This is a genomic window from Acinetobacter sp. NigerLNRRAM0016, from assembly GCF_054112845.1.
In genome coordinates, this window is record NZ_JBSYVT010000009.1 from 69,701 (window position 1) to 94,547 (window position 24,847).

Genomic DNA, 24,847 nt, shown 5'->3' on the forward strand with positions numbered 1-24,847 from the left:
TGTGGATATTATCTTATTACAACGCATTAAAAACCTTGGTAAATTAGGCGACAAAGTATCAGTTAAAGCTGGTTACGGTCGTAACTTCTTGATCCCTCAAGGTAAAGCTGTAGCTGCAACTGAAGCAAACACTGCTGCTTTTGAAGCTCGTCGTGCTGAACTTGAGAAACAAGAAGCTGAAGTATTAGGTGCTGCTACTGCACGTGCTGATCAATTGAACGAAGTTAACATCGTTATCACTGCTAAAGCTGGTGACGAAGGTAAACTTTTCGGTTCTATCGGTACTCGTGACATCGCTGACGCTTTAACTAATGCTGGTCTTGTTGTTGACCGTGCAGAAGTTCGTTTACCAAACGGTGCACTTCGTCACACTGGCGAATTCAACATCGCAATCCAATTGCATCATGATGTTGTTGCTGAAGTTCTCGTTACTATCGTATCTGAGTAATTTCTTGCAAGAAAAAGGGCATGCTCACGCATGCTCTTTTTTTATCTCTAAATTTTCTCTCTTGTAAAATTCAAGCTCAAAAAGGGCTTAATTTTTGATACTATTCTATATCAGAGTGCGTATTATGGATGAAATCATCATGATGCTATGCACTTCTCTCTGCATTATTCATTCATGCTTTTATCTTTAGGTTTTTGATATATGTCTCAGGCGAATGCCACTGCTACAGCAAACTCAACCAAAGCAGACAACAAAATCAATGAGTCGAATCAACTCAAAGAGTTTCGTACACCACCACATAATTTAGCTCTTGAACAGGCCGTACTTGCTGCGCTGATGACTGTTGCTGAGTCATTCGAACAAGTAAGTGATGTTCTAAATGAACAAGATTTTTATGCGACACGTCATAAGTATATTTACCGTGCCATCGAAAAGCTTGCTCAAGATAACTCCCCTTACGATGCCGTCTTGGTCAATGACTGGCTGATCAAGCAAAATCTGCTAGAAGCCATTGGTGGTGAAGAATATTTAATGCAGCTGATGGCAGACTCACCATCAAGTTTCTATAACCTAGAAACCTATGCCAATAAAATTAAAGAATTCTCGACTTTACGTAATATGATCAAGGTCAGTTCTGAAATTTTACAGAATGCTTATGACACCAAAGGTCGTAGCGTGAGTGAGATTCTAGACTTGGCTGAAACCAACATTTTCTCGATTGCCGAACAGCACAATAACAATAAGAAAAATGCAGGTCCTAAGGCCATTAATACCGTTGTTGCGGATGTTTTCGATAAATTAAACGAACTTTCGCAGTTAGATGGCAACATTACAGGTTTAACCACAGGCTTCCTTGAATTAGACAATAAAACTTCAGGTATGCAAGCTGGAGATATGATTATTGTCGCGGCACGTCCATCCATGGGCAAAACCACGTTTGCCATGAACTTGGTGGAAAGTGTGCTATTTAACTGTGACTTGCCTGCACTTGTATTCTCTATGGAGATGCCAGCAGATTCGATCGCTATGCGTTTAATTTCTGCCTACGGTAAAGTCCATCAAGGGCATTTACGTTCGGGGAAACTGGATGGTGATGAATGGTCTAAAGTCACAGGTACCATTCTACAACTGCAAGAAAAGCACCTGTATATTGATGACTCTTCAGCCCTACCGCCAACAGAAGTTCGTGCGCGTGCGCGCCGAATTGCCAAACAGCATGGTGGTAAGCTGGGCTGTATCATGGTCGACTATTTACAGTTGATGAAAGTACCCGGTATGGGTGATAACCGTGTCGGTGAGATTGGTGAAATTTCACGAAGCCTAAAAGCATTGGCAAAAGAAATGCAGTGCCCTGTGATTGCCTTATCTCAGCTTAACCGCTCGCTGGAAAACCGACCGAACAAGCGTCCTGTAATGTCTGACTTACGTGAATCCGGTGCGATCGAGCAGGATGCCGACTTAATTATGTTTATTTACCGAGATGAAGTATATAACAAAGAATCCAAAGAAGCCGGTACTGCTGAAATTATCATTGGTAAACAGCGTAACGGTCCTATTGGTACGGTTCGATTGGCTTTTGAAGGTCAATATACGCGTTTTAGTAACTTATCCCCTGAGTTTTATGCTCAGTACGATGATGAAGAATAAAAAAATGGGCTTTATGCCCATTTTTTTCATTTCAAAGATCTAAAATTTCCAATGAGAACGAAGATAAAAGTGCTTTAATCGAACAATCCCTGCAAGCCATACATTTATATGGAATAAAGCCATGAAATTAGATGGGTATTTGTATTTTAAAGGTCTACAATAACTGGCGTATTTTGTGGTTTTGCTTGATGAGCAACATAAAATCATCATCTTCTTATTCTATGACTTGAAATAAAGCAATCGTTTTAATCTAGCCATTCCCTGTTCCCAAGGAGTAATTCGGGTGCGCCAAGCTACAGTTTGTATTGATCATTCAGCACTTCAATATAATTTAAACCGTGTGAAACAACTTGCCCCAACAGCAAAAATCGTCAGTATGGTCAAAGCCAATGCCTACGGACACGGTGTCAAAGACTGTCTCGCAGCCTTGAAAGAAACAGATGCCTTTGGTGTCGCTTGTTTACAAGAAGCCCTTGAAATTCGAGCCTTAGGCTACCAACAACCGATCACCTTGATTGAAGGTATTTTTACGGCAGATGAAATGCAGGCTGTGATTGAGCACAAATTAGAATGTATTGTGCATCATCAACAACAAGTCGATTGGTTACTCGAACACAAAGAACAGTACAACACACTAGGACTGAAAGTCTGGGTTAAACTCAACAGTGGTATGAACCGCTTAGGTTTTAAAGTCACTGAAATTATTGATGTCTTCCATTTACTCAAAGCTGAAGGTTTTAGCTGTGTATTGGCTATGCATTTCGCCAATGCTGATGCTGATCACCCTTTAAACGAACAACAGATCCAACAATTTTTACAGGTCAAAGAAAGTTGTTCCCCTATTCTCGCCTCTTGCTGTAATTCTGCTGCCATCTATCGTTGGCCTGAACTGCATTTCGATTATGTACGTCCAGGCATTATGTTGTATGGCGCTACACCTTTTGCAGATCGTGATGTTCACGCTTTAGACTTACAACCCGTGATGACCTTTAGTGCGGAAGTGATTGCACTCAACCACATCCAAGCGGGTGAACAAGTCGGTTATGGTTCAACCTTTACAGCACAACAGAATATGGATTTAGCCATTGTTTCAATTGGCTATGGGGATGGTTATCCACGTGCTTACATCAAACAAAACTATGTTGTGATTCATGGCAAGACCGTGCCTGTGGTTGGTCGCGTGGCAATGGACATGATCGCCATTGATGTGACAGGACTCAACATTAGCATTGGTACACCAGTTGAGCTATGGGGCAAACAACGCTTAGTAGATGATGTTGCCGATGCAAATGGCACCATTGGCTATGAACTTCTATGCCGCTTAAGCCAACGCCCAGTGCACACGCTTAAATAAAAGCTATGACATACTTGATCTAGATACTGCTACCTTATGGAAACAAGCAGTATCTGGTTCGCTATTTATACGATATTCAGCTTTTATAAAGGTTGCTCTGGAAGATGATAAAGTAATTCGAGAAAATTCTGGAGTGACTGCTGTTGCAGCAAGAGAGGATTAAACTGCTGTAATCCGAGTTGTTCGAAATACTGATGAATTTCAGAATGCCGACCAATATATTTCATACTCCAATCTTGAAAATGTGCATCTGAATCCGTTTCTCGCGTCGACAATATATTGACTGCATGATGACGCTGGTCAAATCTGATTTTATCCAACAAGCCCAATACAACATCTTGCTCACCTTCTAAACATTGAAAAAAGACACCATCTGCATAGCACAGCACCCCTTTAATCTGATAGCGCACATTAAAATCTCTTGCTTCAGACAAAATATCGCGTAAATCTTGCAATAAGTGTTCTGCATTGGATTTTGCCTGACTCGCATAGCAGAGTTGATACATGATCTTTCATCCTGAGATTGTTGTTATTGGTATGTTGTACTGATAAAAGAATAGCGCGATTAATCGCGCTATTCATAGAAAATTCTAAGTAAAAATCTTATTTAAAATAGTCTTCGGAAGGATTAGGCAGTTCTTGTAAGCCATTACGTAAGGTATCTGACCATTGCTTACTGATTCGTTGGAAATAAGGGTCTTCATCCGTAATACGTTTACCGTCAGGAATGTGCAAGCTGTTCTTGGTATAAATCAACGCATCTAAAGGCATTCCCACTGAAACATTTGAACGTAAAGTCGAATCAAATGAAATTAAGCTACAACGCAATGCCTCGCTTAATGGCATGTCATAGGTCAATGCGCGGTCAAGAATCGGCTTGCCATACTTGCTTTCACCAATCTGAAAATAAGGCGTATCACTGGTTGCGCAGATAAAATTACCCTGCGGGTAAATATTATACAGTTGCATTTCATTCTCACCAATTTGCCCACCGACCAATAAGCTACAGTAGTAATTACTTTGCTCATGGGTATTTTCGGTGACATCCGAGATCACTTTCTGCAAGGTATGCCCAACCAATTCTGCAACTTCAAACATGGAATCAACACTGAGTAAATTCGGTTCACGCTTTAAATCAATCTGATTCTGCAAATAGCCAATGACAGCTTGTGTTGTGGCTAAATTCCCCGATGTTTGAATGGTAATGAAACGTTCGCCCTCGATCCCGAAAGTATACAGTTTTCGAAATACAGAAATATGATCCACGCCTGCATTGGTTCGCGTGTCACTAATAAAGACAAGTCCATCCTTTAATCGTAGCGCACAACAATAAGTCATCTCTTCCCCTTAATACACTCACATTAACATGCAAGTACCTGAACAATAGAGTGCATTGATTCAATACCACCCTTTTCGCGCACTCCACGAATTGGGGCAACATCCCAGTAATCACGACCTACCGCAACATAAACATGCGCTTCAGGGCTGAAAAGCTGGTTACTGGTATCAAAACAATACCATGTGTTTTCTATAAATACCTCAGCCCAAGCGTGACTGGCAAGGTGTGATGTATTTGGCACAAATAAATAACCCGAAACATAGCGCGCTGGCAAGCCCAAAGCCTTACACATGGCAATAAATACATGACTATGGTCCTGACAAACTCCTTGACGATCTTGAAATGCGTCAATGGCAGAGGTTTTGACTGAGGTTTGATTCGGTAAATACGGAATATGCTGCAAAATCGCTTCTGAAAGTTTCATCAAATTGTGACGGTTAATTTCAGGCACTAAACGATGTGCAAACTCCTTCATTTCAGCATTACACAACGTGGTCGGCGTTGGTTGCAAAAAAAGATAAGGATTCAGATGATCAGTCATGTTTAAAGCAAAAGGCTTAGGAGACAATTCAATAATGCCCTGCGCCATAATGGTCATCTGCTCATAGGCAAAACGCTGTGAGCTGGTAATCCAGATATTTTTAAAGGCATCCTGCTTCACACAACGCTCACCCGGCACACTGACATCCCAGTAATGCACTTTTTGATGTGCATTATTAAAAGGCGTCATTTTAATATACTGAATGCTATTACACGCTTGTTCAGTATATTGATAATGCGTTTGATGATTGATCATGAGTTTCATGCATTCACCTCAAACAGATATTGCACCTGATCACTAAAATTATAGAAACTCATTTGATCTGGCTGAGTTTTGAGTTGTTGCCAAGCCTCATCTAAACTCTCCCATCCCATCTGTTCTAGAACTTCAATAAATCCTGCGATATGTTGTAAGGTTTGGGTCTGATCCTGCTTTAAACGCAGCTGGCGATCTAATTGTTCTAGCGTTTGCCCCAAAGAGAAAAACAAGAAGATTTCCTCAGGCTCTGCCTCAAGTACTTCTCGACAATCTGCAATCACATCACAAATACAGGTGGAGTTTTCACAGGCATTGCGAATGTATTGGTTCAATTCAGCATAGGTTTTCGCTGAAAATACCCCTCTTAACTCCTGAATATTATCTTTTGCATATTGAAACTGCTGGATAAAGGAATAAGGTTGCTCAGGATCTAACACCAATTCATTTAGTGAACTGGCATCAAACGCGGGTAAACAAAAAGCATGCGCAAAGGTCACTGCCTTTTGGTCATCTGTAAATGGAAATTGGGTACATAAATATTCAATACGGGTTAAATAGCGACCTAACCAAAAAATATGTTGTGCATTGGTATTCAGTAAAATCATGAAATTGCTCCTCAATCTTTGTGGTTATTGTTTATGAATGGAGATGGTCTACAACCCAAGTGTCTTTAATTCCACCACCCTGTGAGGAATTCACAACCAAAGAGCCTTCCTGCATCGCCATACGGGTTAAACCACCTGGCACAATTTCTGTGCGGTAAGGTGAACTCAGCACGAATGGACGTAAATCAATATGACGCTCTGAAAGACCAGTATCTGTCAGCATTGGACAGACGGATAAATCCAAGGTTGGCTGTGCGATATATAGATGTGGTGTCGCTAAAATTTTATCTTTGAACGTTGCAATTTGTTGTGCAGAAGCATGTGGTCCGATCAGCATACCGTAACCGCCCGAACCTTGAGCTTCTTTAACCACGAGTTGAGATAGATTATCCAGTACATATTCAAGATCATGACTTTCACGACATTGATAGGTAGGAACATTCTTCAAAACAGGCTGTTCGCCCAAATAAAATTGAATCATTTTATCGACATAAGGATAAATGGATTTGTCATCCGCCACACCTGTACCCGGAGCATTTGCGATGACTACATTTTTTTGCAAATAGGCAGACATTAAGCCCGCAACCCCTAGCGTACTATCCGGCATAAAACACAATGGATCGAGATAATCATCATCAATACGACGATAAATTACATCAACCTGTTGTTTGCCCCGCACGGTTTTGACATAAACCTTATCGTTTTCGACGTAAAGGTCACGTGATGTTACTAAAGGCACACCCATTTCCCTTGCCAAGAAGGAGTGTTCATAATAGGCACTGTTAAAACGACCTGGTGTTAAAATGACAATAAATGGGTTATCGACTAAGGCATTTTCAGCCAAGATGTCTTTAAGCAATAAGGGGTAATGTTCAATGCCTTGTAAGTTATTTTGCTGACAAAGTTCAGGCATTAATTTTTGACTGATTTTACGACTTTCAAGCATGTATGACACGCCTGATGGAGTTCTGAGATTGTCTTCCAGTACATAAAACTCACCATGACGATCACGGACAATATCAATCCCGCTAATTTGGCTATAGATTTTGCCTTTTAAACTGTGATTGCACATGTGCGGTTGATAGGCTTCATGTTTTAGTACCTGTAATTCAGGTACGATGCCAGCCTTGAGAATATCTTGTTGATGATAAATATCATGTAGAAAAAGGTTTAAGGCTTTGGCACGTTGCCCACAACCGAGTGATATTTTGTTCCACTGCTTCCTTGCGATCACACGCGGAATCACATCATAAGGAATGGTTCGCTCAGTTCCCTCTGCTTCGCCATATACAGTAAAAGTAATGCCCTCATATAAAAAGTGTTCTTTAGCACGCTGATTTAAAGCTTGTAATTCATCTAATGTATATTGTGAAAGCCATTGTTCTATTTTTGCGCATGCAGTTTCAGAAACTGTATGATCATCCAACATTTCATTAAAAAAAACGGAATTGGTTCTCTCAAAAAGTAACTGTGTTTTCTCCTGTTGTTTTGCTATACCCTCCACTTTTCCTGTCAATTGCTTAGTATCCACTTCTCGTGATAAACCGTTTATCTCTGCAATCTCGTTCTCTTTAAGCATATGACCCTCTTTATATTTATAGCACTACATTTTTATATCTAGCAATAAGGATGCCATTCCTTGCATCTCCTTTGCTGTAACGCTATTTATTCATGTATTCCTGCTGCACTCAATGTCATTTCTGCTTGATGTTGTGTCTAAAATTATTGGACTTTCTTTGCCCTATTGCTTGAGAAATACTTGCCAAGCGGGTCGGGTTTTTTTATTGTGTTGGACATAGTCTTGTAAATTCCAACTTATCTATTTTTTAATTATGTCTGCACAAGAAAAAGAAACTTCGAATAGTCTTTATCGACAATGGCAAATCCTGTCTCGCCTTTCTACGGGTAAATGGATGGGTACGCGAGAATTACAAGAACTCTTACAAAGAGAAGGCATTGATATCAGTTTGCGCACCATTCAGCGTGATTTAAATCAAATTTCGCAGCGATTTCCTATCGAAAGTAACAAAACTGTACCGCAAGGCTGGCGCTGGCGCTCTGATGCACCCATTCAAAGTTTGCCGCATATGACCAGCTCACAAGCGGTTACCTTTATGATGGTCGAAGAACATTTAAAGCACCTGTTACCGCCAAGTTTGCTCGAAGAAATGAACCCTTGGTTTGATTTGGCACGACGGAGTTTGTCGACCCAAAACAACGTACGTCAGTGGATTAATCGGGTTCGAATTGTGCCAGCCAATCAGCCATTAATTCCGCCTGTCGTCGATCGTGCTGCTCAACAAGCGATTTATGAAGGCTTATTACAAGACAAACAATTAGAGTGTATTTATCAGAAACGACCACAGGCGGAAGAAAGCGTTTATACGCTGAATCCATTGGCATTGGTGCAAAAAGGTGCAACGATTTATTTAATCTGCACTCGTTTTAATAAAACCGACATTCAGACCTTTGCCCTGCACCGTTTTAAATCAGCCAAAGTGCTCGAATCACGCGCACTGCATCCAGTAAACTTCGATATTGATGCATATATTGAATCTGGTGCACTCGGTTTTAGAGTGGATTACACCAAACCGACCGATAATGTTGCATTAAAACTCACGATCCCAGAATGTGAAGCACACTATTTCGAAGAAAGCCAACTGAGTAAAGATCAAGTGGTGACGCCTTTAGCAGACAATCTTGTTCAAATTTCAGCTACTGTGCCTTTCACCTCACAACTGACTTGGTGGTTACGTAGCTTTGGCAATAAGATTCAGAAAATTGAACCTGAAGAAGTCGAACGTGCCGTACAGCAGCGTGACTGAAATAGCTGTTTCACACATTAAATAGCAAAAAAAAGTCCCAACAATTGGGACTTTATAATTTTATTGTCTTTGTCTGTTTGAATTTATCATGTTGCGTGTTGATGGATTTAGACCTTATGCCTTCGTACCCCATTTCATATGATCTAAGTGTTTTGCACATTGCACTGCACATGGGAGGGTTCAGCAAGCGAGTTCTCCACGGTTGTAACGGATCGATTTAATGGTCATAGCTTAATGCTCCAAGTTGATTTCAGTTCAATCAATCTACCGAATCTTTCACTTCACCTGAAATAAGCAATTGTTCCAACCAAATCATATTTTTGACTTAAATGAATTTCTGCAAAGCACCTGCAACATGACTTGATAAAGACTAAAACCTGCTGCGCCATTTTGGATTTTATTTAAGAATAGGTATTGATCTGCTTTTCAATCCAAAGCTCTAACCCTTGCATGGTCTTAAAATCATCGACTGCTCTAACCACGCAACTTGGATGTCGCTCCAATAACATTTTGCTTAATGCAGTGCCTGGTCCAATCTCGAGGACAATATCAGGTTGATTTTCTTGAATGGCGGTTAAGCAAGAATCCCAATCTATGGCATGGTTCATTTGCTCAATGAGCGCATCGACCGCTTCACTGGATTTAAAGTATTTTTGTCCACCTGAACCACTAATCATTGGAATACTGAGGCGATTCATCGTCTGTTGCTGCAAAACTTGCTGATACGGGGCTACAGCGCTATTCATTAAGGGAGTATGTGAAGGAATCGTAACATTCAGTCGTTTCACCGAACGCACGCCCTGCTGTTCAAGTTGTAGCGTCAATTGTTTTAGGTTTTCATCATCACCACCGACAATAAAACTGCTGTCACTGATTTTGATTGAAAGCGCGGTAGCTGTCTTTGTTAAAAGTGGTTCAAGGGCTTTCAAGTTGATTCCCTGCACTGAGATTAAGCCACTTGAACTTCGTGCAGCACCCGTCATCAATAATGCACGTTGCTGTGCAAGATATAGCCCCTGCTCAAAACTAATGTCTGTTGAACAACTTAGGGCACTGAGTTCTCCCAGTGAATAGCCTGAAAAGCTGATGATTTCATCTAATAGCGGTTTTAACTTTTGCCAACGACACCATTGCAGCGCAAAAATGAAAGGCTGGGCAAAATCATTCGGGTATAAATCTGCTTCGCTTAAATCTGGATCAAATAATTTTGGTAAATGCTGTTGCAGTTGCTGGGTCACATTGAATTCAAGCGCGAGGTCTTTAAGTTGCTGCACATGGGATAAATTCTGCAAGCCTTGCCCACTAAATATGATTGCGAAATTCATGCTCCACCTTCTGCAAAAATAAGGTCACACCGAGTAAATCCGCACTCCCCCCTGGGCTAAGACGGTGCTGTACAAAATAATCTTCGATTTTCTGCACATCTTCAACCCAGTGAGTTTGCAAAACACCGCCGCCTGCCAAAAATTGCTTGGCCATATCTTGCACAATATATAGCGCAGATAGACCACCGCGCCAAACAATATTGGTATCTTGCAGATGTGCCATTAAAGCAAATAAAGTTTGAATCGAGGCTTTGTTTTGATCCCAAGTTTTATCATAGATGGCTGAATAATGTGGAAGCGCGACATCCATAACAGTTTTAAAACCAGAAGCCACTTCTTCAATTGCCCCCGTAATGCCATATTGACTGCGCATACGCTGACCATGACTATTCGGGTTGCGTTCTAAATGATGCAGTAATTCGTCTTTCCATGTTTGCTTGAGCATTTTACTAACGGCATCTGCATGTATAGGCGTATCGGCGGCAAGACATTTTCCTACGGCTGCACTGGCGAAACCTAAATTAAAAATCGCCCCTTTATGGGTATTCACCTGCTTGGTAGCTGCCATCATATCCTGTTCAGCTTGAATCCCGCATTGTCGAATGCTGTCAAAACTGACGTCATGATAGCCATTTAAACATTGTTCTTGAAAATAATAAGTTAAGGACTGGATGCTACGCTCAAACAAGGCAAAATCCATATCTTGATGGCTACCTTGAGTTGTTGGGCAAACCAAACCGGGTTTATGCGCCAAACTCACTTCATCATAAAGCGCTGTTCGCGCCAGAAGATCTAAGCGCATCGCATGCTGCGAAATATCTAAGAATAGATGGTCATGCTTCTGTACAGTCTGCATCTTCAAGATTCCATTCTAATAGTTGTTCTAATTTCAGCATGTCCACACGCTGCAAACCTTTGCCGATAATGCTCTGCTTAGCGTCAGGATAAATCATCAGCAATTCATTAAATGAAACATGCCAGTCTGGATGGATTTTGAGTTCACCATCTAAACGGACTGCACTTAAAGTTTGAGTTTTTTTAATCAGTTGTAAAATGTCTGCTAATCGTGACATATCTTGCGGATATAGAACCAAATCTAAATCCGAAGTAGCACGTATATAGGCTTCTTGGGTCAGATATTCATAGGCATAGGAGCCATAAACATAAACCTCACAGTTGAGTGTGATCAAAGCTTTAGCAAAATCGTGCAGTGCTGCATCTTGAAAGCTCTGTGGTCGTTCAATTAATAAGGTATGTAAGGAAAGTGGTCGGGTAATGAGCTGAATTTCATCCGCTTCGACCAAGCAAGCCACACGATATTTACATCCCTCAACCAAGCAATTGATCGCCAGCTTAACCTGAGTTGCATCATCATTGTCCTGCCGACAAATGGTCATTGGCACGGACTGTTGCAGCAACTGGTACACTTTTTGTCTAGCAGGTTCAGGTAAGGAACTATCCAAAAAATGTAGGTCTGCTGCGGGATGCAAATAAGCCAAGTCATGACGATCCATATGCTTCCTCCTTAAGCGTTGGCAACTTTCTCGATCACAGGGTTACACAACTGACGACCTTGGCGTTGCTGGCCGACAACACGGCGCTGGTCAGTGATATAACTTTCGAGCTGTTGCTGCTGATTTAACAGGGCTTGGCTAATCCAGTCGGACTCTAAATCTGGCCAAATGGCATTAATTGCACCCATTTTGTAGAAATTTTCCACACCCGGTGCAAAGATGGCTGAACTTTGCGACAGGTCTTTCAATTTCTCCACAGGGATTTTAGTGACACGCGCCATCGCATTCAGATCCATCACTTTGACTTGTGAATCACTGAGTGCATAGACTTCATTTGCCATTAATCCATAAGACAGGAATCCACCACTGACTGCTTGTCCAAAAATAATGGCTAAATTGGCATGTCCACTACGACGCAGCAAATCTACACAAGATGCCAAATGCGCAAAGGTACGGTTTAAGCACAACAGTTCATCGGCACGTGACAAGTCTTGTCCTTGAGTATCGACAATAAACACCACTGGGGTTTTATTTTGCTGTTGGATCAATTGCAGAATTTCGCCTGCAAGCTCAATCGCAATTTCCTGATTAATTGGTGCAGCATTGACTGTACCTAAAATACGTACAGGACCCGCTTCAGTTTCAGCATTGCCTTTAATCACATAACCATTAATCTGGTAGTCCAACTGCTTTGGAAATAATTGTTTTAAGAGTAATTCTGTATTCATCTGCTTATCCTTGCTTTAACAACTTCACTTCATGCGCAGAGAGCATCGGGATTTGTTCTGGATGAGCAATGCCCATTTCATGCCAGATTTGCAATCCATCATTTTTACCAAACCAGCGCTGTTGTTGCGTTTCCAGTTGCTGTTGTTGTTGTAGCAATTGCTCCAAATCCAGACGTGCTGCAGCTTGATTCAATTGTGCCGAAATGGCATCGCGGATATCGGTTATGTCATCTTCAACCAAAACTTGGGCATGATTGAGCAAGAAACGATGCTTACCGCCAGTCACGCGCCAGACTAAAGCACGGTCTTTCGAGTCAAATTCTTCAACACCCTTGACCGTTTCAATCACTTCTGGACCAGACAACGCCAAACGTCCTTCTTCAGTCATAATGATGGTACTGCTTAAGCAAGCACTAATGCCCATGCCACCAAATGCGCCACAGGTCCCGCCAATCACCGTGATAATTGGAATACCTGCATGTCGCACTTGTAACATGGCACGCATGATTTCTGAAATTGCGATCAGACCCGCATTGGCTTCATGTAGACGCACACCACCTGAATCCACAAAGAACACCACGGCTTGTGATTGATCCTGAATGGCTTTATGTAACAGCCCGACAATCTTTGCCCCGTGGATTTCACCCACGGCACCGCCCATGAATTGTCCTTCTTGGGCAATAATATGGATTGGGGTTTGATTAATCGCTGCTGTGCCAATAATCACCCCATCATCAAAACTGCCTGGAATGTCCAAAGCAGACAAGTGCGGACTGACTTCGATTTCGGTTGGCTTCAAGATTTCTTTAAAGCTGTTTTCATCGACCACAGCTTGAATACGCGCACGTGCCGTTTTTTCATAGAAACTGTTTTTCAACATCACTAAATCCATGTTTTATTCTCCCTTAAACATAGAAATGGCTTGGCTTAGGCGCAAATTCACCACCGCAGGAGTCGCCCCCATATCATTCAATTGAAATTTCAGCCCTGCCACCGCATGACGCTGTGCGAATTCATTTAAAACGGATTGCCATACATGCTGGAAACCTACCGCAGATGTAGTCACTTCCACTTGGCATACATCGGCTTGATCATGCTGTGAAACCAGAACTTCTAAGTTTCCAGAACCGACCACACCACAAATCACAGGAGCTTTTTCTAGCGTTAAAGGCACTGATTGTATTTCGAATTTTAACTTTTCCATGTGAATCACCAATTTCTGAAGCGACTTGGAGGACTGTATAAACCGCCCGACCATTTAACTAAATCTTTGACCGATTTGGCTGCAAGCAAATCACGGCTGACCTGTGTCGGGTCAATGCCTAAATCTTCTGGGCGTTGAATAATGCCGCGTTGGCGTAATTCTTCAACTTTGGCGGCATCACGCTTCATGCCAACTGGGGTATAACCTGCTACACCACGAATGGCTTGTTCACGTTCTTCATCGGTACGGCAGAGCAGTAAATTGGCAATGCCTTCTTCCGTCACAATATGGGTGACATCTTCGCCATAGATCATGATTGGCGGCAGATCACTGTCCATTTTGTCTTGGAGTTGCCAAGCATCTAGCTCTTCGACAAATACTGGGTGCATGTGTTCACGGTAAGTTTCCACCGTTTGTACCACCAATTTACGACCTTTAATCAGCTTACCATCGGTCGCTTCACGACCTGCTTTGGTATAAGCATAGCTGGCATGACGGCGACCATGCGGGTCTGAACCCATATTTGGCGCTCCACCAAAACCAGAGATACGATCGACCGTTGCGGTTGAACTGTTGCCTTGCAAATCAATCTGTAAAGTCGAACCAATAAACAAGTCACACGCATAGAGACCCGCAGTTTGGCTAAAGGCACGATTCGAGCGCATGCTGCCATCGCTGCCTGTAAAGAACACATCGGGTCGTTCTTTAATATAGTCTTCCATCCCCACTTCCGAACCGAAGCTATGCACAGAATCGACAAAGCCACTTTCAATCGCTGGAATCAGGGTTGGATGCGGGTTCAATGCCCAATTGGTACAAATCTGCCCCTTTAGCCCTAGGGATGCCGCATAGGTCGGGAGCAACAATTCAATGGCAGCAGTGTCAAAACCAATACCATGATTGAGGCGTTGAACTTGATACGGTGCATAGATGCCTTTAATGACCATCATCGCCATTAAAATCTGCACTTCAGTAATCTGCGCAGGATCACGGGTAAACAACGGTTCTATATAGTTGTGCTTGGGGCTTTCAATATAAAAGTCGACCCAATCTGCGGGTACATCAACACGTGGCAGCTTATCTACAATTTCATTGACCTGTGCAATCACAATGCCGCTCTTGAAGGCTGTCGCTTCTACAATGGCAGGTGTATCTTCCGTATTGGCACCGGTATATAAATTGCCTTCACGGTCTGCGGCATGTGCAGTAATCAAACATACATTGGGTGTCAGGTCGATAAAGTAGCGACCATACAACTCTAAGTAAGTATGAATGGAGCCAATACTAATTTTTTGCTGCTGAACCAACTGTGCCAAGCGCAAACTTTGTGGACCTGCAAAAGAGAAATCTACTTTAGAGGCAATACCTTTCTCAAACACATCAATATGACTTGGCAATGCCAAAACAGATTGCACAATGTGTAAGTCATTCACCGCATCTGGGTTACATTGACTTAAGCATTTTGAAAGGAAATCGGCTTGTTTCTGGTTATTGCCTTCTAAACAGACGCGATCGCCACTGGCTATGACCGTTTCTAAAAGTTCAATTGCACGCGCATGTTCAACTTGTTTGCTAAAACCTTTTTGTTGTGCAAGATCAAGCTTCTCTTGTCTACGTGTGCGCTGCTTATCCCATAAGCGCTTCTTAACCATTTGGTTCATGTTGACACCTTTATGCTTTGATTAACCGAAAATGGCATTGATCGTGAGGAAAAATACCGATGGAGCGAGCAAACAACCCAAGCCTGTATAGAATGTTGCAACTAAAGCACCGTAAGGAACTAAGCGTACATCTGTACCTGCCAAGCCAGCCGCTGTACCACTGGTTGTGCCCGCCAAACCACCAAACACCATGGCAGAACGAGGGCTTTTTAAATACATGAATTTTGCGAGTAATGGTGTTCCAACCATAAAGAACACTGACTTAATCAGACCAATTGCAATAGATAATGCAATTACTTCTGAGCTTGCACCCACTGCAGTGCCTGTGACTGGACCCACGATATAAGTCATTGCGCCTGCACCAATTGTGGTCATAGATGCTGGATCTCTATAACCCATAACCCAAGCCACCATGGCGCCAATCACAAACGGAATCACACAACCCAACAGCAGCGCGATCATGCCGACCTTGCCTGCTTTCTTGACTTCTTTGACATCAACTTCGAATGCCGTAGAAGCAATGGCCAAGTCACGCAACATTGCGCCTCCAAGCAATGCAAAACCACCAAAAATTGCGATGTCTGAAATGCCTTTTTCGCCTTGGGTATAGACACCTGCAAAGTATGCCAAGACCAAGCCCATGGTGATGGCAATTGCTGAACTTTGAAGTTTGCCTTTGGTAAGATATTTAGACAGGAGATGCGAGACGTACATCATTAACCCTGTTACTGCCAACGCTGTGACCAGCGCATTTTTTGTCAATACTGTGACTATTTCTTCCATTACGTTTCTTCCTTGTAACCCGACCAACCGTTTTTATTCTGTATCCATGCTTGACTGGCTGTTAGACCGCTTTTTCTGCTGTTTCAGCTGCCCATTCATAGGTTGCATAATCACCGCTAGATTTATTTAACCAGCGAATCACCAGCACCGTACCAATAAGTGAAGCGACAGAAACAATCAGTCCCAACATACCGCCTGATAAAGCGGCAACTACGTTTTGCCCTGCTGACATGGCAACCACGATTGGAATGTACATCCCTGACCAATACAACACACCGAACTGTGTCACTTGTGGCAGGTGTCCACGTTTTGCTAAAAGCTCCTTTGAAATAATGAGTAGAATCATGGCAATCGCGACACCACCAACATTGGCTTTAACGCCAAGTGCCATACCTAGAATATTGCCTAGATAAACACCGAGTAGATGGCAGACTGCCAGTATGGCTGTTCCGTAAATAATCATCGCTGAATCCTCCCTGGATCATGCTGTACTTCTAATAATTTGGTATAGTTATAGCCTATCTGTATTCAGTGTACAATGCTTTGTACTCAAATAAACATAAATTGTATACAATTTTTTGGTGATGTATGAACTCTATTGCGGAACTCCCTCTTTCTATTCAAATTAGTAAAAAACTAGAGGACGATATTATTTATGGTTTCTACTTACCGGGAACCAAACTGGATGAACAAGAGCTGTGCGAACGCTATGGCGCTTCTCGCACGCCGATTCGTGAGGCATTAAAACTGCTGGCTGCTGAAGGTTTAGTTGAAATTCGCCCGCGTCGTGGTGCGATTATTCCAACCATTAACCCACTGACTTTATGTGAAATGTTTGAAGTCATGGCTGAACTGGAAGCCATGTGTGGACGCTTGGCAGCGCGACGCATTCAGCCTGAAGAAAAACTGGAATTACAACGTCTACATCAGTTATGTCAGGACTATTTGAATCAAAATGATTCAGAAAATTACTATGAAGCGAATCGTCTCTTTCACTTTGCCATTTACCAAGCCAGTCACAATGCTTTCTTGATTGAGCAAGCCTGTACGCTACATAAGCGTCTACATCCGTATCGTCGTTTGCAACTGCGTGTGAATAACCGTATGAACAATTCATTCACGGAACATAACGACATTCTAGAAGCCATTTTTGCGGGCAATGAGCAACAAGCTGAGGCTTTACTGAAAGCACATGTGGTGATTCAAGGACAGAAATTTACCGACTTTATTTCAACCATTGAAAGTCTACAACCTAAATCGTAATAAGCATTCAAGCATCGGGCTTCAACCCGATGCTTATATTAAAAATAAAGCTCGGTTTTAAATCTAATTTATATTTTCAAGTTTCTTTTTTTCAGTATACTTTCGCGACGTATTTCACTTCGGTTACAAACTGAAACATGACTTTCACCTTTCGCCAGCATTTGCACAAGCGACGTACCTTCATGGGTATGCTGACTTTGCTTTGCTTGCTTTGGCACATGTTTCTGCCCACCTTAGTGCAAACGGGTATCGCACCTGCGTTATATGCCATTCCAAGTCACTGTCAACCAACTGTCAATATGGCGTTGACCATGCAAGATGAGCATTTGCACCAACCCCATGCGAAAATGTCAACGCATTCTACTGCGCATATGCAACTCGACCATCAGCATCAACATGATCAACTCAGCCTACATGAGCTTGAGGTCTATGCACTTGCTTCTGAAATTATGAAGCATTGCCCGCTCTGTAGCCATGGACTGGATGCCGCTGCAATTTTGCCGTTATTGGCGCTCATTTTACTGTTGATTGTTGCTTGGTTCGCTCAGGTGCGCTGCTTATGTTACCGATGGGCAGAACAACTTCAGATTCCTCAACTGTTTTATCTGTTCCCACTAAAGCAAGCTCCTCCCTTCGCCCTATAAACATCGCAATTTAATTTCTTATTTCACACAACCCGTTTCCGCCTGTTGTGCGCTTTTAATTGCTTTTTTATAGGTTTTATATGCAAACTTTACCATTTCGCTTATCGCTACTGGCGACAGCATGCCTGTCTGTAACAACGGCTTTCGCAGAGACGACTACACCATCAGATACTCAAAGTTTAGCCACCATTGTGGTGACTGTCAGTCGTGAAGGCGAATCACTCAGCCATACCCCAGCCGCAATCAGCAAGGTCGATCAAGCACAGATTGAAGAATTACATCCCACCTTTATTGGTCAAGTCGTCAATAAAACCCCAGGGGTACTGATGAATGATTTGGGCAATGAACAACACATGATGTCCATTCGCCAACCCATTACCACTGCTGCGGTCTATCAATATCTGGAAGATGGTATTTCAATTCGACCTGTGGGTGTGTTTAACCACAATGCCTTATATGAAATGAATATGGCGGGCATTGGCAGTATCGAAGTACTGCGTGGACCTGCCAGTAGTGTTTATGGCAGTAATGCCATTGGTGGAACAATCAATTTTTTAACGCAAGCTCCGAGCCTTACCCCAACCGCAGACTTGGGAATCCGTTTCAGCAGTGAAGGTTATCGTCGGCTAGATCTTGCAGCATCCAATACCTTTAATTCCGCAGTGGGTGATCAAGGCTTACGCCTTTCGGGCTATGTCAGTGATCGTGGTGACAGTTGGCAAGATCATGCGGAAAGCGACAAACAAAGCTTTACCCTACGCCATGACTGGCAAATCAGTGATGCGACTCAATTAAAAAATATCATCAGCTATAACCATTTGTATGCAGATATGACAGGAAGTCTGAACGCGCAAGATTTTAGTCAGCGCCCTGGCTATAGCTACCAAACCTTTACCTACCGTGAAGTGGATTCAACCCGTGTATCTTCTCAACTGAGTCATGCATGGAATGATCAGCAGCAAAGCCAAATGACGCTGTATTACCGTGACAACACCACTGAACAAAACCCAAGTTATAACATCCGTACCGATGTGAAAAATGGCGTAGCTACAGGGACCTATACTGGTCAAACCACCTATAACAGTTTCCAGTCCTATGGTCTAAATGCACAGCATGTTGCGAATTTTGATCAGATGAAACTGATTGTGGGAGCTATGGCGGAACTAACGCCGAATGAAGCCCGAACCAATGACATTCAAGTGTTCCGTGATCCTAGCACACTTATTTATACAGGCTATCAGCAACGTAAATTACTGCGTGATTATGATGTCGATGTCAGTAACCAAGCGCTGTATAGCCAAGTCAACTGGCAAGCCTTGCACAATCTGAATTTAGTCGCTGGCGCACGCTATGACTGGATCAAATACGATTATCACAACCATCTCACGCCTTCAAATATTACCGGTGCCCCAGATGAAAGTCGCAGTTTTCATAAAGCCAGTCCGCAACTGGGTTTCATCTGGAATATTACCCCTACACTGGATTTTTATAGCAACTGGTCGCAAGGCTTTGTCCCACCAGAAGTCAGCAGTTTATACGGCGCAAACTTGGTCACACCCAACCTGACTGAGGCAACGTTTAATAATATTGATGCAGGTCTGCGTTTCCAATTGTTGGATGATCGGCTAGATGGAGAAATTACGCTTTACCGCTTAACAGGTGAAGATGAGGTGATTAGCTATACCAAGCCTGACAATACCCGTGAACCCCGCAATGCAGGTAAAACTCTACATGAAGGTATTGAAATTGGCGGGTCATGGAAAATCAGCGATGCTTATCAGCAACGTTTGAAACTTTCTGGAAGTTTGGCTCGACATGAATACCGTGAATTCCAGCCCTCTTCAATACTGGATTACAGCGGTAACAGTATGCCAAGTTCACCGAAAAGCTTTGGCACATTGGAATATCAGATTCAGCCTATTCCAGCATTATTACTTTCAGCAGAAGGCGTTTATGTTGGATCTTACTGGATTAACGATGCCAATACGGTGAAATATTCAGGTCATACCTTGCTCAATTTACGTGCCAATTATCGCCATAAAGCCTATGAAATTTATGGACAAGTTATGAATGCAACCGATGTGCACTATGCTGAAAGCACCTCGTTTAGCAACAATCAAGCGAGTTATACCCCTGCTGCACCGCGAACCTTTTTGTTGGGTTTACAGTATCAATTCGGAAAATAACACTTCAATGACTGTCTAAAAAATGATGTAATCCATTGATTTTACCGTTTTTAAATATCATTCTTTCCAATCAGTATTGCATCTCAAATTAGGTGCAATACGCTCAATCTAATGCTCAGATCAACTCAACTTTTGCGCCGAGTTGTAACAATCCTGATTTAGAAAGCACCCTATTTACAGAGTCTAGAAATTCGATAATTCTCCGATTAATCATAGTCAAAATATCCGTTCAATTTTTTTTGACAATAGATTGTTTTTATTCAATAAAATATAAAATTAGATGCAGATAAAAAATCAGTTCTTGATTGATCTTCCTTCATTCATATTTAAGACGTTACTCTCAAATTCAGTTGATGATTTTTACACGCCCGAAATCCTCATATCTATAATTTGATGGCGTTTATTCAATGCAGATGCTCCCAATTTTAAATGTCGAAGATTTATTCGATCTATTTTTTAGATAAATTACATAAAAATAAACGGTTTTACCAAGTTTTTATAATTCAGTAGCTTAACTCTCGCAGGAAAGGGAAACTATCGTCGAGAGATTAAATATGTTTAAACGTTCATTACTTGTTGCCATGCTCGCAGCAGTAACTACCAGTAACTATGCAGCCCCATTGACTAAAGACAACGGCGCACCAGTTGGCGATAACCAAAACTCAATTACTACGGGTGAACATGGTTCTACCCTACTTCAAGACGTCCAATTGGTACAAAAACTGCAACGCTTTGGACGTGAACGTATTCCTGAGCGCGTCGTGCATGCCCGCGGTACAGGGGCTTATGGTGAGTTCGTAACCACCAAAGATTTATCTGACCTGACCGTTGCCTCTTTATTCAAAGCGGGTACGAAAACGCCAGTCTTTTTACGCTTCTCTACCGTGATTCATTCTAAAGGTTCACCAGAAACCTTACGTGACCCGCATGGTTTTGCCATTAAATTCTATACCCAAGAAGGCAACTGGGACTTGGTTGGCAACCAAACCCCTGTGTTCTTTATTCGCGATGCGATTAAATTCCCAGACTTCATTCATGCCATGAAACCATCGCCAATTGACAACGTTCAAGACCCGAACCGCATTTTCGACTTTTTACAAAGTCAGCCTTGGGCAGTCAATATGTTGACCTATGTCTATACCAATAATGGTGTTCCAACCAGTTATCGTGAGCAAGACGGTTTTGGCGTGCATGCATTCAAGCTGTATAACGATCAAGGCGAATACAAGTACGTGAAGTTTAACTTCCGTTCTAAGCAAGGTGTCAAAGGTCTTAACCTTGAACAAATTCAAGCCATGCAGGCGAAAGACTTCAACCATTTGACCAATGATTTGTACAAGAACATTAATGTGGGTAACTTTCCGAAATGGGATTTGTATATTCAGGTGCTTGATCCTAAAGATTTGAATAAGTTTGATTTTAATCCATTAGATGCCACCAAAATCTGGCCGACCAATTTGATTCCTGAAGTGAAAGTGGGTACGTTGACCCTAAACCGCATGCCGAAAAACTTCTTTAATGAAACCGAACAGTCGGCATTTGCACCGGGCAACATCGTGCCGGGCATCGAACCGTCTGAAGATCGCTTGTTACAAGGTCGTGTGTTCTCTTATTCAGATACGCAAATGTATCGCTTAGGCGCAAATCATCAGCAGATTCCAGTGAACCGCCCTGTCGTTCAGGTCAACAATAACAATCAGGATGGTGCCATGAACATCTCTGAGCGTGAGTCGAATGTGAACTACGAACCAAGCCGTATGGAACCTAAACCTTCGACAGCCAACGCCAAGGCAGTCAAAACGCCATTAAATGGCACAGTCATGCAACAGGCCATTCAAAAAGAACAGCCGTTTAAACAAGCGGGTGAATTGTACCGCTCTTATTCGGCTACCGAGAAAAAAGACTTAATTCGTAATTTGGCCGCGGACTTGGGTGCAGTCAAAGATGCCGAAACCAAACACATCATGCTGTCGTATTTCTACAAAGCTGATATGGACTACGGTACGCGTTTAACTCAAGCCGTGAAAGGCGATTTGGCAACCGTGAAAGCCAAAGCTGCACTGTTGAAAGACTAATTTCAACCATCCACCAGATGTGTGACTAGGGAAAATTGGACGTCACCACCGAGAAGCCCTGTAAAACTCTACACCTTTCCTGCAACCCTAGGGTGAGTTTTACAGGCACTATTTTTATTGTCGGTTAGGAGTCTTGAACATGAAAACATTATTCAATATGAGCATGTGGGCTTGCTTAAGCATCAGCAGTATCACTTTACTGACCCTTGGCATTGAAAGTGCCAATGCTCAAGAACCTGCAATAACGCCAATCATGCAAACAGATTCGGCTCAGCAGGAATTGATTGATCTGTATTTTGCTGCTGCCAAATCAGGAAATACTGAAGTTATTCAAGAATTTCTGACTCATGGCTTTCCTGTGGATATTAAAAACCAAGCAGGATTTACCGCCCTGATGATGGCGGCCTATTATGGTCATGCCGAAGTCGTTGACACGTTATTGGCGCATCAATCCAATCGTTGCTTACGTGACAGCAAAGGACATACCGCACTCATGGGTGCGATTGTAAAAGGCGAATGGGGCATTGCCAAACAACTCAGTAAAGTTAACTGTGACCAAGCAGCCAAGCAAGAAGGTGCTTTAACCACCGAGGAATTTGCCAAAGTCTTTGGTCAGCAAGATAAACTCAAACAGTGGTTACAATCCCCTTAATCCCTAACTTACGAAAATTAGGCACCCTATTACTACAGCACTATTTATGAAACCGTAGTGATTTTAGGGTGATTCAATTCTGCAAAACGCTGAATTTTATCAATGTCTTTTTGAATCGAATTCGACACCACATTCGGCAGTACCTGATTCACTTTAACAAAGATTTTTTCAGGATAGCCCACTTGATAATACAACTTGTCATTTTGCATAAATTGATACAGCTCTTCAGCCACAAAAGTAGGACTGTCCATTTTCACACCCAGTTTGGCATTCATTTCTACCACTACTGGACTGTTCATGGCAGTGTCGGTTGCACGTGGCGAGAAGTATTTAAACTGAATCGGTGAATTGGAATATTCACGAGCCAAAGCTTCGGTTGCACCGCGTAAGGCAAACTTACTGGCGCAATAACTGACATAACAAGGGTAACCAATGCTGCCAAAAGTCGAGCCCATATTAATGATTTGGCTTGGTGCCGTTTTCGACATCAATGAAATAATCTGCTGAATCAATTGCAATGGATAAACCACGTTAATCAGCATCATCTGTTCAATGGCTTCACTGGCTTGATGACTGAACAACGAAAAATCATTCACCCCTGCATTGTTAATATAATAATTGATGCGAATATTTTGCTGCGTCAATGCTTGGATAAATTGCTCACGACTCTCTGCATCGCTTAAATCACAGCACAAGCTTTGCAGTTGCAGCTGCGGAAACTGTCGTTTCAGTTCAGTCTGCATGCTTTGCAATGCCTCAGCATTACGTGCCACCAGTACCACATTCATATTGTTTTTACATAAGTTTTCAACGATGGCTCTACCAATACCACCTGTTGCCCCAACAATCACTGCGTTTAAATTTGACATAACCCTATTCCTTCTCGTTTTATTCAGACTTCGCGCTTAAAATGTTTGGTTCAATCCTAAACCCATACTGATATAGAGTTTACGCTGCTCAAGTGGCACTAAAATTTCACGTCGACCGTGCATTAAACGTTTGTTGTCGATAATCGCCACATCGCCATCTTGCCAGTCAATTTCCTGTGTATGCTGTTCACAAAGTTCCGCCAGTTCTGCAATCAGTTCCTGACTTATCTCGTGACCATCCGCAAAAGTGAATTTGGGTTTTTGATAATTGTAGGATGGTCCCAAAATGGTATTGGCAAATGCAGGCACGCCTTTCAAATTATCATGGCGGATCATGTTCATTTGCAGATGATATTCCACCCCACCCTCATGTGCTGGACTGATGGCTTGCCCCGGAATCATCTGAATAAACTTGTTCAAATCTTCCCAAGTCACGGTATCCGCTTCGGCAATATTGAAAGCCGTTGCCACATATTTCTGCCAAATTAGTTTCGGCAAATAGCGGCTAATGGTCATCGGCTCTGCGAACTTTTGTTTTAACGGCTCAGATAAGCTGTTATATACAGCATGCCCATCACACACTGTGGTTTGTGAACCTTGAGATGCACTGACTTCACTAAAAAAGGCAATAATGTCGGGTGGCAAAGGCGTGGTGCCATTTTCAATATGTAGTCCCACAGCCTGAGTACCTGCATCCACTTTTTGGGATTGTTGGGTGATGTTTTCACGAGCAGGGTCATAGGTCAGCTTTTGGCATAAAGCAGTCATCAACTCACTAAAACGCTGCACGTCATAATGTTCATGTCTGAGTAAAATCCAACCTTGTTTACGCAAGGTATGCTTGATTTCTGCGTGACTTGAAGCTGGGTAACTACGACTTTGCTCAAGGTCGAATATGGATTGTTCAATATTCATATCTTTACTCA

General features: G+C 42.4%; 25 protein-coding genes. 9 read left to right on the forward strand and 16 right to left on the reverse strand.

Features of this window, described 5'->3' with window-relative positions; genetic code table 11:
* Nucleotide 1 precedes the first annotated feature (1 nt).
* The 3 genes from rplI (at nt 2) to alr (ending at nt 3,449) form a co-directional block, all read left to right on the forward strand.
* Nucleotides 2-448 (forward strand): 50S ribosomal protein L9, encoded by a 447-nt coding sequence (gene rplI / locus ACWQ4X_RS07950; protein ID WP_016166409.1) that lies wholly within the window; start codon nt 2-4, stop codon nt 446-448.
* Between the two features lie 201 nt (nt 449-649).
* Nucleotides 650-2,095 carry a replicative DNA helicase gene (dnaB, locus tag ACWQ4X_RS07955; RefSeq protein ID WP_142768572.1) on the forward strand — a complete coding sequence of 482 codons (1,446 nt, stop codon included), beginning with the start codon at nt 650-652 and terminating at the stop codon, nt 2,093-2,095.
* Nucleotides 2,096-2,378: 283 nt separating this feature from the next.
* The gene (gene alr / locus ACWQ4X_RS07960) at nt 2,379-3,449 is read left to right on the forward strand and encodes an alanine racemase (RefSeq protein WP_457903263.1); all 1,071 of its coding nucleotides are present in this window, start codon (nt 2,379-2,381) and stop codon (nt 3,447-3,449) included.
* 83 nt (nt 3,450-3,532) lie between these two features.
* Here the strand turns inward: alr and ACWQ4X_RS07965 are convergent, their stop codons facing one another.
* The 5 genes from ACWQ4X_RS07965 to ACWQ4X_RS07985 form a co-directional block, all read right to left on the reverse strand.
* On the reverse strand, nt 3,533-3,955 hold the full coding sequence (locus ACWQ4X_RS07965) for a BLUF domain-containing protein (protein WP_457903264.1): 423 nt from the start codon (nt 3,953-3,955) through the stop codon (nt 3,533-3,535).
* A 97-nt stretch (nt 3,956-4,052) separates the two neighbouring features.
* Nucleotides 4,053-4,787: a proteasome-type protease gene (locus ACWQ4X_RS07970; RefSeq protein WP_100241768.1), complete on the reverse strand. Its 735-nt coding sequence runs from the start codon at nt 4,785-4,787 to the stop codon at nt 4,053-4,055.
* 23 nt (nt 4,788-4,810) lie between these two features.
* Complete coding sequence (locus ACWQ4X_RS07975) at nt 4,811-5,593, reverse strand: transglutaminase family protein (protein WP_457903265.1); 783 nt, start codon at nt 5,591-5,593, stop codon at nt 4,811-4,813.
* Complete coding sequence (locus tag ACWQ4X_RS07980) at nt 5,590-6,192, reverse strand: alpha-E domain-containing protein (RefSeq protein WP_100241770.1); 603 nt, start codon at nt 6,190-6,192, stop codon at nt 5,590-5,592. The genes ACWQ4X_RS07975 and ACWQ4X_RS07980 overlap by 4 nt, the downstream gene beginning before the upstream one ends.
* Nucleotides 6,193-6,223: 31 nt before the next feature.
* The gene (locus ACWQ4X_RS07985; RefSeq protein ID WP_457903266.1) at nt 6,224-7,771 is read right to left on the reverse strand and encodes a circularly permuted type 2 ATP-grasp protein; all 1,548 of its coding nucleotides are present in this window, start codon (nt 7,769-7,771) and stop codon (nt 6,224-6,226) included.
* A 253-nt stretch (nt 7,772-8,024) separates the two neighbouring features.
* Here ACWQ4X_RS07985 and ACWQ4X_RS07990 point away from each other — a divergent pair, with 253 nt between their 5' ends.
* The gene (locus ACWQ4X_RS07990; RefSeq protein ID WP_457903267.1) at nt 8,025-9,017 is read left to right on the forward strand and encodes a helix-turn-helix transcriptional regulator; all 993 of its coding nucleotides are present in this window, start codon (nt 8,025-8,027) and stop codon (nt 9,015-9,017) included.
* Nucleotides 9,018-9,418: 401 nt separating this feature from the next.
* On the opposite strand, the gene ACWQ4X_RS07995 is transcribed toward ACWQ4X_RS07990, so the two are convergent.
* From ACWQ4X_RS07995 to madL, 9 genes are all read right to left on the reverse strand, one after another.
* On the reverse strand, nt 9,419-10,342 hold the full coding sequence (locus ACWQ4X_RS07995) for an acyltransferase domain-containing protein (protein WP_457903268.1): 924 nt from the start codon (nt 10,340-10,342) through the stop codon (nt 9,419-9,421).
* Nucleotides 10,320-11,198 (reverse strand): triphosphoribosyl-dephospho-CoA synthase MdcB, encoded by an 879-nt coding sequence (gene mdcB / locus ACWQ4X_RS08000; RefSeq protein ID WP_457903269.1) that lies wholly within the window; start codon nt 11,196-11,198, stop codon nt 10,320-10,322. Before mdcB ends, ACWQ4X_RS07995 begins: the two co-directional genes overlap by 23 nt.
* Nucleotides 11,176-11,856, reverse strand: coding sequence for a malonate decarboxylase holo-[acyl-carrier-protein] synthase (gene mdcG, locus ACWQ4X_RS08005; RefSeq protein ID WP_457903270.1), 681 nt, complete (start codon nt 11,854-11,856; stop codon nt 11,176-11,178). The genes mdcB and mdcG overlap by 23 nt, the downstream gene beginning before the upstream one ends.
* An 11-nt stretch (nt 11,857-11,867) precedes the next feature.
* A complete protein-coding gene (gene mdcE, locus ACWQ4X_RS08010) occupies nt 11,868-12,584 on the reverse strand; it encodes a biotin-independent malonate decarboxylase subunit gamma (RefSeq protein ID WP_100241776.1) in 717 nt (238 codons plus the stop codon).
* Nucleotides 12,585-12,588: 4 nt separating this feature from the next.
* Entirely contained in the window at nt 12,589-13,476 is an 888-nt protein-coding gene (locus tag ACWQ4X_RS08015; protein ID WP_457903271.1) for a biotin-independent malonate decarboxylase subunit beta, read from the reverse strand.
* Between the two features lie 3 nt (nt 13,477-13,479).
* A complete protein-coding gene (mdcC, locus tag ACWQ4X_RS08020; protein ID WP_457903272.1) occupies nt 13,480-13,788 on the reverse strand; it encodes a malonate decarboxylase acyl carrier protein in 309 nt (102 codons plus the stop codon).
* A 5-nt stretch (nt 13,789-13,793) separates the two neighbouring features.
* Nucleotides 13,794-15,449: a malonate decarboxylase subunit alpha gene (gene mdcA / locus ACWQ4X_RS08025; RefSeq protein WP_457903273.1), complete on the reverse strand. Its 1,656-nt coding sequence runs from the start codon at nt 15,447-15,449 to the stop codon at nt 13,794-13,796.
* Nucleotides 15,450-15,470: 21 nt separating this feature from the next.
* On the reverse strand, nt 15,471-16,232 hold the full coding sequence (gene madM / locus ACWQ4X_RS08030) for a malonate transporter subunit MadM (RefSeq protein WP_142768560.1): 762 nt from the start codon (nt 16,230-16,232) through the stop codon (nt 15,471-15,473).
* 61 nt (nt 16,233-16,293) lie between these two features.
* On the reverse strand, nt 16,294-16,695 hold the full coding sequence (gene madL, locus ACWQ4X_RS08035; protein ID WP_100241781.1) for a malonate transporter subunit MadL: 402 nt from the start codon (nt 16,693-16,695) through the stop codon (nt 16,294-16,296).
* Nucleotides 16,696-16,820: 125 nt separating this feature from the next.
* Between madL and ACWQ4X_RS08040 the strand changes: the two genes are divergently transcribed.
* The 5 genes from ACWQ4X_RS08040 to ACWQ4X_RS08060 all read left to right on the forward strand — a co-directional run bounded on the left by ACWQ4X_RS08040 (nt 16,821) and on the right by ACWQ4X_RS08060 (nt 23,052).
* Nucleotides 16,821-17,495 carry a GntR family transcriptional regulator gene (locus ACWQ4X_RS08040; RefSeq protein WP_161934010.1) on the forward strand — a complete coding sequence of 225 codons (675 nt, stop codon included), beginning with the start codon at nt 16,821-16,823 and terminating at the stop codon, nt 17,493-17,495.
* Nucleotides 17,496-17,632: 137 nt separating this feature from the next.
* Nucleotides 17,633-18,139: a hypothetical protein gene (locus ACWQ4X_RS08045; protein WP_457903274.1), complete on the forward strand. Its 507-nt coding sequence runs from the start codon at nt 17,633-17,635 to the stop codon at nt 18,137-18,139.
* Between the two features lie 80 nt (nt 18,140-18,219).
* A complete protein-coding gene (locus ACWQ4X_RS08050) occupies nt 18,220-20,325 on the forward strand; it encodes a TonB-dependent receptor (RefSeq protein WP_457903275.1) in 2,106 nt (701 codons plus the stop codon).
* Nucleotides 20,326-20,879: 554 nt separating this feature from the next.
* Nucleotides 20,880-22,400, forward strand: coding sequence for a catalase (locus ACWQ4X_RS08055; RefSeq protein ID WP_457903276.1), 1,521 nt, complete (start codon nt 20,880-20,882; stop codon nt 22,398-22,400).
* Nucleotides 22,401-22,539: 139 nt separating this feature from the next.
* The gene (locus ACWQ4X_RS08060) at nt 22,540-23,052 is read left to right on the forward strand and encodes an ankyrin repeat domain-containing protein (RefSeq protein ID WP_100241786.1); all 513 of its coding nucleotides are present in this window, start codon (nt 22,540-22,542) and stop codon (nt 23,050-23,052) included.
* A 44-nt stretch (nt 23,053-23,096) separates the two neighbouring features.
* Here the strand turns inward: ACWQ4X_RS08060 and ACWQ4X_RS08065 are convergent, their stop codons facing one another.
* Both ACWQ4X_RS08065 and ACWQ4X_RS08070 read right to left on the reverse strand, forming a co-directional pair.
* Entirely contained in the window at nt 23,097-23,921 is an 825-nt protein-coding gene (locus tag ACWQ4X_RS08065; protein WP_457903277.1) for an SDR family oxidoreductase, read from the reverse strand.
* Between the two features lie 36 nt (nt 23,922-23,957).
* A complete protein-coding gene (locus ACWQ4X_RS08070) occupies nt 23,958-24,836 on the reverse strand; it encodes a TauD/TfdA family dioxygenase (protein ID WP_457903278.1) in 879 nt (292 codons plus the stop codon).
* Nucleotides 24,837-24,847: the final 11 nt, after the last annotated feature.